This window comes from Streptomyces sp. SID11385, assembly GCF_010548245.1.
Classification (GTDB): Bacteria; Actinomycetota; Actinomycetes; order Streptomycetales; family Streptomycetaceae; genus Streptomyces.
The window spans coordinates 1-9801 of record NZ_JAAGLR010000718.1 but is presented as its reverse complement, the minus strand read 5'-3'; the positions used below and the strand labels follow the sequence as shown (position 1 = coordinate 9801).

The 9801-nt window shown below is 73.9% G+C and carries 8 protein-coding genes; 3 read left to right on the top strand and 5 right to left on the bottom strand.

Annotation, left to right across the window (positions count from 1 at the left end; all coding sequences use genetic code 11):
* Positions 1 to 253: 253 nt before the first annotated feature.
* The 3 genes from G3I42_RS21790 (at position 254) to G3I42_RS21780 (ending at position 3307) form a co-directional block, all read left to right on the top strand.
* On the top strand, positions 254 to 1549 hold the full coding sequence (locus G3I42_RS21790) for an alpha/beta fold hydrolase (RefSeq protein WP_164288400.1): 1296 nt from the start codon (positions 254 to 256) through the stop codon (positions 1547 to 1549).
* A gap of 92 nt (positions 1550 to 1641) precedes the next feature.
* The gene (locus G3I42_RS21785) at positions 1642 to 2208 is read left to right on the top strand and encodes an XRE family transcriptional regulator (protein ID WP_343244618.1); all 567 of its coding nucleotides are present in this window, start codon (positions 1642 to 1644) and stop codon (positions 2206 to 2208) included.
* A gap of 145 nt (positions 2209 to 2353) precedes the next feature.
* Entirely contained in the window at positions 2354 to 3307 is a 954-nt protein-coding gene (locus G3I42_RS21780) for an NADPH:quinone oxidoreductase family protein (RefSeq protein WP_164288397.1), read from the top strand.
* An 88-nt stretch (positions 3308 to 3395) separates the two neighbouring features.
* Here the strand turns inward: G3I42_RS21780 and G3I42_RS21775 are convergent, their stop codons facing one another.
* From G3I42_RS21775 to G3I42_RS21755, 5 genes are all read right to left on the bottom strand, one after another.
* Entirely contained in the window at positions 3396 to 4028 is a 633-nt protein-coding gene (locus G3I42_RS21775; RefSeq protein ID WP_164288394.1) for a hypothetical protein, read from the bottom strand.
* A gap of 318 nt (positions 4029 to 4346) precedes the next feature.
* A complete protein-coding gene (locus tag G3I42_RS21770) occupies positions 4347 to 5171 on the bottom strand; it encodes a class I SAM-dependent methyltransferase (protein WP_203607129.1) in 825 nt (274 codons plus the stop codon).
* A gap of 65 nt (positions 5172 to 5236) precedes the next feature.
* Positions 5237 to 6442 carry an aminotransferase class V-fold PLP-dependent enzyme gene (locus G3I42_RS21765; RefSeq protein ID WP_164288393.1) on the bottom strand — a complete coding sequence of 402 codons (1206 nt, stop codon included), beginning with the start codon at positions 6440 to 6442 and terminating at the stop codon, positions 5237 to 5239.
* A gap of 10 nt (positions 6443 to 6452) precedes the next feature.
* Positions 6453 to 7781 carry a pyridoxal-phosphate dependent enzyme gene (locus G3I42_RS21760; protein WP_164288389.1) on the bottom strand — a complete coding sequence of 443 codons (1329 nt, stop codon included), beginning with the start codon at positions 7779 to 7781 and terminating at the stop codon, positions 6453 to 6455.
* Positions 7778 to 9382: a Y4yA family PLP-dependent enzyme gene (locus tag G3I42_RS21755; RefSeq protein ID WP_203607128.1), complete on the bottom strand. Its 1605-nt coding sequence runs from the start codon at positions 9380 to 9382 to the stop codon at positions 7778 to 7780. The genes G3I42_RS21760 and G3I42_RS21755 overlap by 4 nt, the downstream gene beginning before the upstream one ends.
* Positions 9383 to 9801: the final 419 nt, after the last annotated feature.

The following is a 9801-nucleotide window of genomic DNA, read 5'->3' as shown; positions in this document are numbered from 1 at the left end:
CCCGTCCGCCCGGCGCGGGCTGAAGGGTACTCATCCCAGCGGCTCCTCTCGTCTCCCGGCCAGCATCTCCGCGCGGCGGACGGGGCGCATCCCGGCGTCCATCCGGCGCAACGCGCCGCCGTCGCCGCGGCACTCCCCGGCCCCGCGGCGCCTCCCGCCCCCGGGGCCGGACGGACCGAGCCGGGACGCAGGCCCCCGAGGCCGTGTGCTGAACTGGGAGCGACCAGGCACCACCCACCCCGGCAGGAGCACCATGGCCTCCACGTACCGCCAGCCCGGCGTCGTCCTCACCGACCGCATGTTCACCGTCCCGCTCGACCACGAGCGGCCCGACGGGGAGCAGATCGAGGTCTTCGGCCGGGAAGTGGTCTCGACCGGGCACGGCGGCGGCGAGCGGCCCTGGCTCCTCTACCTGGAGGGCGGTCCGGGCAACGCGGCCCGCCGTTTCGTGGGCCGCGAGGCGTGGCTGGAACGCGCCCTCAAGGACTACCGCGTCCTCCTCATGGACCAGCGCGGCACCGGCCGCTCCACACCGGCCAACCGTCAGACCCTCCCGCTGCGCGGCGGCCCGCGCGAACAGGCCGACTACCTCGCCCTCTTCCGCGCCGACTCCATCGTCAAGGACGCCGAACTGATCCGGCAGAACCTCACCGGCGGCACCCCCTGGACCGTCCTCGGCCAGAGCTTCGGCGGCTTCTGCGTCACGCACTACCTCTCCAGCGCACCCGAGGGCCTGAGCGCCGCGCTCGTCACGGGGGGACTGCCCTCGCTCGACGCCCACGCCGACGACGTCTACCGCGCCGCCTACCCGCGCATCGCGCGCAAGGTCGCCGCGCACTACGCCCGCTACCCGCAGGACGTCGACCGCGTGCGCCGGATCGCCGAGCACCTCGCCGAGCACCGTCCCGTGCTCAACGGCGGCTACCGGCTCACCGTCGAGGCGTTCCAGTCGCTCGGCATCGCGCTCGGCACCGGCTCGGGCAGCCACACGCTGCACTACCTCCTGGAGAACGCCTTCGCCCGCACCCCCACCGGGCTCCAGCTCTCCGACGCCTTCCAGGAAGCCGCCCAGGCCGCCCTCTCCTACGCGGCCCACCCGCTCTACGCGGTCCTGCACGAGTCGGTCTACGCACAGGACCACCGCCCCACCGGCTGGGCCGCCGAGCGCGTCCGCACCGAGTTCCCGCAGTTCGACGCCGCACGCGCGCTCGCGGACGACGCCCCCGTCCTCTTCACGGGCGAGTCCGTGCACCCCTGGTCCTTCACGTGCGACCCCTCGCTCGCGCCGCTGCGCGAGACCGCCGAACTCCTCGCCCAGCGCACCGACTGGACCCCGCTCTACGACGCGGGACAGCTCGCCCGCAACGAGGTCCCCGTCGCCGCCGCCGTCTACCACGACGACATGTACGTCGACACCGCGCACTCGCTGCGCACCGCCCACGCCATCAAGGGCCTGCGCACGTGGGTCACCGACGAGTTCGAGCACGACGGGGTGCGTCAGGGCCCGGTCCTGGACCGGCTGCTCGCGCTCGTACGCGGAGACGCGTGAGCGCCGGGCCGGGGGGACCGGGGCCCGGGGACCCCGCCGGGAGCGAGGCCGCCGAAGCCCTCGCCGGGGCCGGTGACGAGGCGTCCGAACAGATCCTCGCCGGGGTCGGGGAGCGGTTGCGGGGGCTGCGCAAGGAGCGCGGCATGACCCTCGCCGCGCTCTCCGCCGGCACGGGCATCTCCGTCTCGACGCTCTCCCGGCTCGAAGCCGGACGGCGCCGCCCGACCCTCGAACTCCTCCTCCCGCTCGCCCGCGCGCACCGGGTGGCGCTGGACGAACTCGTCGGCACCCGCCCCGTCGCGGACCCGCGCGTGCGCGCCGAGCCGATCGTCCGCCACCACCGCCGCATGTACCCGCTCAGCCGCCACCCCGGCGGCGTCCAGGCGTACCGGATGGTCATCGAGGGCGGCTCGCTCGATCCCGAGACGCGCACCCACGAGGGCTACGAGTGGATGTACGTGCTGCACGGCAGGCTCCGTCTCGTCCTCGGCGAGCACGACCTCGTTCTCGAACCGGGCGAGGCCGCCGAGTTCGACACCCGCGTCCCGCACTGGTTCGGGCTGCTCGACGAGAAGCCGGTCGAACTCCTCGTCCTCTTCGGGCCGCAGGGGGAGCGGATGCACGTACGGGCGCGGCCGAAGCGGAAGCGGACGGACTGACCCGTGCCGCCGCGGCGGGGGGCGCGGGGCTTCCGCCCACCTTTACCGACCGCTTAGTATGCCGCTCCACGGGTGGTCCGGAGGCGCGGGCGCGCAGGCGCCGCGCCGGGCGGACGGCCAAGGCGCGAACAGGCGGGAGCGAGCCATGCGGGCATGGCAGGTGGCACAGACCGGCGAACCCGAGCAGGTGATGAGGCTCGCCGAGACGGAACGGCCCGAGCCGGGCCCGGGGCAGCTCCTCGTCCAGGTGCTCGCGGCGAACGTCAACTTCCCCGACGCGCTGCTGTGCCGGGGTCAGTACCAGATCAGGCCGCCGCTGCCCTTCACACCGGGCGTCGAGCTGTGCGGGCGCACCGCGGACGGGCGCCGCCTCATCGGCACGCCCGTCCTGCCGCACGGCGGCTTCGCCGAATACGCGCTCCTGGAGGAGGCGGCGAGCCTGCCCGCACCCGACGCCCTCGACGACGCCGAGGCGGCGGCGCTGCACATCGGCTACCAGACGGGCTGGTTCGGGCTCCACCGCCGGGCCCGCCTCCAGCCGGGCGAGACGCTGCTCGTGCACGCGGCGGCGGGCGGCGTCGGCAGCGCGGCCGTCCAGCTCGGCAAGGCGGCGGGCGCGCGCGTCATCGGCGTCGTCGGCGGTCGGGAGAAGGCCGAGGTGGCCCGCGGACTCGGCTGCGACCTCGTACTGGACCGGCGCGCGGACGACGTCATCGCCGCGGTCAAGGAGTTCACGGGCGGCCGGGGCGCCGACGTCGTCTACGACCCGGTCGGCGGCGACTCGTACGCGAAGTCCGCGAAGTGCGTCGCCTTCGAGGGCCGCATCGTCGTCGTCGGCTTCACGAGCGGCACCATCCCGGCGCCGGCTCTCAACCACGCCATGGTGAAGAACTACGCGATCCTCGGCCTGCACTGGGGGCTGTACGCGAAATACGCGCCGCAGACGATCGCCGAGTGCCACCGGGAGTTGACCCGGCTCGCGGCCGAGGGTGTCGTCAAGCCCCTCGTCTCGGAGCGCGTCCCGCTGGAGGGTGCGGCCTCGGCGGTCCGGAAGGTGGCCGAGGGGCGCTCGACGGGGCGGATCTGCGTGCTCCCCTGAGCGGGGCCGCCGCGCGTGGTGGGCACGGCCGACCTCGGCCTACGTGCCGGCTCGTTGTGGTGCCCGTGTGCCGGCCGTCCCGCCGCGCTCAGCCGCGCCGTCTCCCCAGCCGTTCCCGCAGCCGGGCGGCGCGGGGGCGGGGGCGGGGCTGCTCCGGCGTGGCGGGGGCCGGCACCCGTAAGCCGAAGTACGAGTTCGCGCCCCGGCTGCGGGCCTCGATCTCGACGGCCGCGAAGCGCAGCGTGGCGGACTCGGTGAGCTCGGTGCGCACGACGGGCAGGGCGAGAGTGCCGTCGTCGTCCACGACGGGGTGCCCCGCGGCCTGCGGGGCGGACACGTCCACGCGCCGCATCCGGGCGGCGTCGACGGACTCGGCGAGCAGTTCGTACTCGGTCGTCTCGTCGTACCAGCGCACCTCCACGAGGTCCCCCGCGAGAAGCTTCTCCGCGAGCAGGAGGTGGCCGTTGATGTCGTTGCTCCACGCGCGGAGCGTCTCGGGCACCGCCCACGCCCGCTCGGCGGCCTCCACGAGCGTGCCCGGCGGCAGCCAGGGCGCCTCGGGGCTCGGGTCGAGCACCCGCGAAAGCCATTCCGCGCGTTCCCGCAGCCAGTTCACGGCGAGCGGCAGTGAAGGGGCGCGGTAGGTGCCGAGCGGGACGCCGACCCTGGCCCCCGCGCTCATGCCATAAGCGGTGAGATGACACACGAACTCTTCGTGCACAGCAGGCAGTCCTCCGCGTCGGCAGCCGCGATTCCCTCGCCATCTGTGATTATTCCGCCTTCCGACCTCCTCATTCCGCTCAATTCCCGCCACATTTGCACGGCAATTGCCGAGTGGCGTGAACGATGCGGAGAGCCGGGAAAGCGGACGGCTCGTACTCGGCTGACCAGGCATGACGTGCCGGGCGAACAGGAAGCCGGGTAACGGATTCCCGTATTCCGCCGCTACCCGATTCCCGTGCGGCGCAGAAAACGCGCCCTTGATCTTGAAGGCCCGCACCCTGCGCGAGGCGACTCTGTGTAAATCAGTGAGGCTCCGTCATTCTGCATTGTGCAGAGTGCAGAATTCCTTGGCCTCCGCGCCCGTGTGCGGCACGCTATTTCCCGGCCTTTCCGGGAGCACCGCCACCAGGACATGGCTCGTCCCCACCTGCCACACGGGACCCGCGTGCGCGAACCCCGCCGCGCGCAGCAGCGCGACGTGCGTGCCCAGGCTCAGCCCGCTCGTCCCGCCGAACCGGCTCGGCTCCCGGCGCGCGCACAGCTCGCCCAGCTCGGGATCGTCCGCCGCCGCCGCCCACCAGCTCTCCCAGTCCTCGCTGTCCAGGGCCCCCGCCCGCCGGGCCCGCCGCGCGCCCACGTGCGCGGCGATCCCGGCGAGCGCGGCCGAGCCGCAGCCGAGGTGGTCGGCGTTGACCAGCACCCCACCGGGCCGCAGCACCCGCGTCAGGTCCGCGTACGCGCGCCGCAGGTCCTCCTTCGGCAGGTAGTGCAGCGCCGTCGTGGACACCACCGCGTCCACCGGGCCGCTCAGCCCGAGCCGCCCCGTCCACCCCTCCTCGCCGATGACCGCCTGCACGTATCGCGCCGCGCGGGGGTGGCGGGTGCGGGCCAGTTCGAGCAGGAGGGGGTCCATGTCCACCGCGACGATCCGGGCATGCGGCAGACGCGCGCTGAGCCTGGCGGGCAGCGACCCCGGACCGCACCCCAGATCGAGCACGTACGGGCGCGCCTGGCCCTCCGTCACATGCTCCACGACGTCCGTGACGACCGTGAAACGTTCCTCGCGGTCCACCGCGTACCGCTGCTGCTGCCGTTCCCAGCGGTCCACCCACCGCTCGGCCGTGGGCAGAGAGAGCCCCATGCCGCACCACCCTTACCGTCTGTTCCTGTTGAGGCCCCCGAATCTACAGGTGAAAATGGTTCCCATCAGCTCGACGTCAAGCCGCGCAGCGTCACCAGGAGCCGGTCGATCTCCTCAAGAGTGTTGTACACATGCAGGCTGACCCGCACTGAGCTGCGCTTTTCCCCGCCACGCGCCTGGCACAGGCCGTCAGCCCTCACCATGAACCCTTCACTGAACAGGATGAATCCCAGATCGACCGACTCGATGCCCCGATGGCGGAACGTGACGATGCTCTGCCGTTGCTGCACGCGCGTCCCGCGCGCGAGGCTCAGCGGGCAGCCGAGCACCTCGTACGCGGGCAGCGCGCTCAGCCCGTCGGTGAGCCGGGCCGCCAGGCCCCGCGTCCAGCGCTCGATCCGGTCGAGACCGGCGCCCTCCAACCAGGTGAGCGCCGCGCCGAGACTCGCGATCCCCACCGTGTTCGGCGTCCCGTCCCAGCCGCCCGGCTCCAGCGGGGCGCCGCGCAGGCCGCGCGACCACACCGCGCCCGTCCCGGGCAGCGCGAGCGCCTTGTGCCCCGAGAAGACGAGGAAGTCCACGTCGAGCGCCGCGAGCGAGATCGGCAGGTGCCCCACGCTCTGCGCCGCGTCGAGACACAGCACCACGTCGTCGCCGACGAGCGCGCGTATCCGGTGCACGTTCATGTCCGCGCCGTAGACGTGGTGCACATGGGTCAGCGCGAGGAACCGCGTGCGCGGGGTGAGCAGCGCGGCGAGCGCCGTCAGGTCGTAGTCGCCCGAACCGCTCTGCACCGGCATCTCGCGCACCGTGATCCGCACCCCGCGCGCCGCGAGCAGTTCGCGCACCTCCAGCCACGGCGAGGCGTTCGCCTCGTGGTCCGCGAACGGCACCACGATCTCGTCCCCGTCCCTCAGGTGCCCGGGCAGCCAGTCCCGCGCGACCGTCCGCAGCCCCTCGCTCGTCCCGCTCGTGAAGTGCACGCGCGAGCGCGCCGGTTCCGGATCGCCGAGGAAGGTCTTCACCCGGGCCCGCACGTCCTCGATCATCCGCGTCGTGCGATTGGCCCACGGGTACGTGCCGCGCGCCGCGTTGGCGTTGCTCGTGGTGAGGTACGCCGTGACGGCGTCGAGCACCGCGCGCGGCTTCTGCGCGGTCGCCGCGCTGTCGAGGTACGCCAGGTGCGGCTCCGCCGCGAGGATCGGGAACTCGGCACGTATCTCCCGCTGCCAGGCGGCCAGTTCCTCCCAGCGGTCGTTGTCCTCGGTCATGATCGCCCCCTCACTCCCGCACCAGCGGCGCGCCCGCGTCGCGCCACGCGATGACCCCGCCGTCGAGGCTGCGCACGTCCGGGTGCCCCATCCGGGTCAGCACCGCCGCGTACCCCACCGACTTCTCGCCGACGGGACAGGCGAGGAGCACCGGGCGGCTCTTGCTGAACGGCAGCCCGCCGCGCAGGAGTTCGGCGAACAGCTCGTCCGCGATGTTCACCGAGCCCTCGATGTGCTGCGCCGCGTAGGCGTGCGGCCCGCGCAGGTCCACGACGAGCGGCTGCTCGTGCGCCAGCCACTTCTGGGCCTCGGCGACCGGCATCCGGTGCACCCCGGCCCGCTCCTCCTCGCCGACCGAAGCCGCCGTGCGCGTCGCCAAGGACGCGGTGGCGCCGAGGAGTTCGGGGCGCCGGGCCCTTACGTAGCTCAAGTAGCTCTCGACGCGGTCGCACACCACGAAGACCGCCGTGCGCCGCCGCTCCGGCTCGCTCGCCTCGACCTCGCGCAGCCGCCGCACCGCGCCGTGGTAGGCCGCGCCGCCCGTGGGACCGGCGAGGATGCCGCAGCGCCGGATCAGCTCGACCATCCCGTCGATCGCGTCGAGCGAGCCGACCGCCTCGATGAGGTCGTACGTCGCCGGGTCGAAGAGGCCCACCTCCTGCACCTCGTCGAGGTTCCTGATCCCCGGCACGAAGTCCGACTTCTCCGCGACGAGCCCGAGCACCCGCACCTCCCCCTCGGCGGCCCGCAGCGCCCGCGCGACGCCGGAGGACGAGCCCGCCGTGCCGACCCCCGCGACGAACCAGTCGGGCGCCCGGCCGCCGAGGTCCGCGATGATCTCGGGACCCGTGCCCTCCTCGTGCGCCCGCGCGTTCGCCGGGTTGAAGTACTGGTCGGTGTGGAGGAACGAGCCGCCGGGGGCGCTCAGTTCACGGTGGAAGCGGGTGAGCGGGTCCTCCGTGTCGGTGGGGTCCAGGCACTCGCTCTGCCCGGGCAGCTCCTCGATCTCGGCCCCGAGCAGCAGCAACAACTCCTTGACCTCGGGGATCTTCATGCGGTTGGTGACGCTGCGGAAACCGAGCCCGTGCATCGAGGCGATGACGGCGAGCGCCTTCGCGGTGTTCCCGCTGGACAGTTCGACGACCTCGGCGCCCCGCTCGGCCGCCGCGGCGATCGCTGGACGTGCCATGCCCCAGGCCGCGCGGTCCTTCACGGAGCCGAAGGGGTTGAAGAACTCCAGCTTCGCGTACAGCTCGGTGGAGCGCAGTCCGTGCACCGCCGGGTCGATCCGGACGAGCGGGGTCTGCCCGATGGTGTCGAGGATGCTGTCGTACTTCATACCCGTCCCTTGGTCGTGCCGGGCAGCGGTGGGGCGCCCTGCGCCCGTGCCGCCGTCGCGCCCGGTGTGCCGCCCGGGTGGGCGGCCGGAGTGCTCGTGGGGGTGGTCGTGCGGAGCGGAGCCGCCGTACCGGGCTCCTGCGCCGTCGTGGGCCACCACTGCTCGTCCAGGGTCCAGCGCCAGTCGCCGCCCGGCGTCTGCTCCAGCGCCACCTTCCGCGCGGGCGGGCGGCGTTCGGCGTACTGGGCGCTGAAGTCCATCGCGTACCCGGCGGTGTTGGCGAAGGCGAGGAGTTCACCGGGCGCCGGGAGCCTGGGGAGCTGGACGAGCCTGCGTGTGATCAGGTCGGACTCCAGGCACAGGTTCCCGTGCAGGTACACGCCGGTCGCCGCGCCCGGGCCGGGTGCGGGCACCGGGGCGCCGCCGGGCCGCGGCAGGAGCATCGGGTCCACGAGGATGCCGTGCTCCTCCAGGGCGCAGTCGTCCGCGTTCATCGCGAGGCGCACCTGCGCGATCCCGTCCGCACCCGTGCGCACGTCCAGGACGCGGGCGAGCGTCGCCCCGCACTGGTCCATGAGCGCGCGGCCCGGCTCCACCGCGAGGTCGTACAGGCCGTCGAGCAGCAGCTCGCCCAGCGGCCTGCCGAAGGCGGGGGAGTCCTGGCGCAGGAGCGCGTCGAGGTAGTCCGCCCCGGCGAGCGGGCGGTGGCCGGGGTAGAGGTCGAGCGAACCGCGCAGCGTGCCGCCCTCGTTGGCGAGCCCGTAGCCGTGCCCGCGCCAGGTCAGCGGCGGCCGGCGGCCGAGCGCCGCGAGCGTCAGCTCGGTCGTGTACGCCTCCCACTCGCGCGCGTCGGCGAGGTGGCTCACGCCGAATCCGCCGCCGATGTCCACCGTCGCGGGGCGCAGCCCCCGCTCCAGGCACAGGTCGAGGGCGCGCAGGCAGCCGTCGAGCGCGAGCGCCTTCTCGGGCAGGCCCGTCGTGTCGATGTGGTACGCGACCCCGACGACCTCGACCCGCTCGCGCACCCGCTCCACCGCGTCCAGCAGCGCGGGCAGCCCCGCGTACGGCGTCCCGAACCGGCTCGGGCGGCTGAGCTGCCGGACCCCCTGCGAGGGGAAGCCCGACAGGCGTAACTGCACCTTCGCGCGGGGCAGTTCGTACCGTGCGACGAGGGCGGCCAGCCGTTCCAGCTCGCCCTGGTCCTCGACCGTCACCGTCACGCCGCAGCGCGCCGCGAGCCACAGGAACTCGGGCTCCTTCGGGCCCGTGGCGCCGATCCGGTCCGGCGTGAAACCGCTGCCGAGCCCGTGCCGCAACTCCTCCAGCGAGGCCACGTCGAGCCCGGCGCGGCTCGTGGCGAGCGCGCGCACCAGGGCGCTGGAACGGTTCGCCTTGTGGGCGAAGTACACCGTGCCGCGCAGGTGGTGACGATCGCGCGCCGCCTCGAAGCGCCGTACGTTCTCGACGGCCTGCTGCGGCAGTACGACGTTGAGCGGGCTGCCGAGCCCTTCGACGAGCGGGTACAGGACCTCGGGCGCGCGCAGCAGCGCCCCGAGGCGCGGCTCCAGCCTCGGCGTCAGGAGCAGGGGGGACGGCGGCAAGGCGGGCGCCCTCACCGTCCGGACCCGGTGCCCTGCGCGGCCCGCCCCGGCAGGCCCTCCGCACCGGGAACCGCCCGCGCCACCTTCTCCGACATGATTGTCATAACGCCATGAGTCATGCCGTCATGCTGTCCACCTGGCCCCCGCTCCATGCCTTCCCCCGCGCGCTACCCGGAGCAGGCCGCACCACACCCGGCGCACGGACGCGCGGGGGCGCGCGAGACCGCGCGGGGCGGGGCGGTCACCGCGGGCCCGGGATCAGCCCGTCGTCGGCGGGACCTTCCAGCCGAGCGGGCTCCCCGGTGCGCCCACCGTCAGCTCTCCCTCCGCCGTCGCGCGCAGCGCGTACGTGTCCGGAGCGCCCGCCGCCTCCCACGTCTCCCGCAAGGCCCGCATCCCCGCCGCGCCGCCCTCGCGCA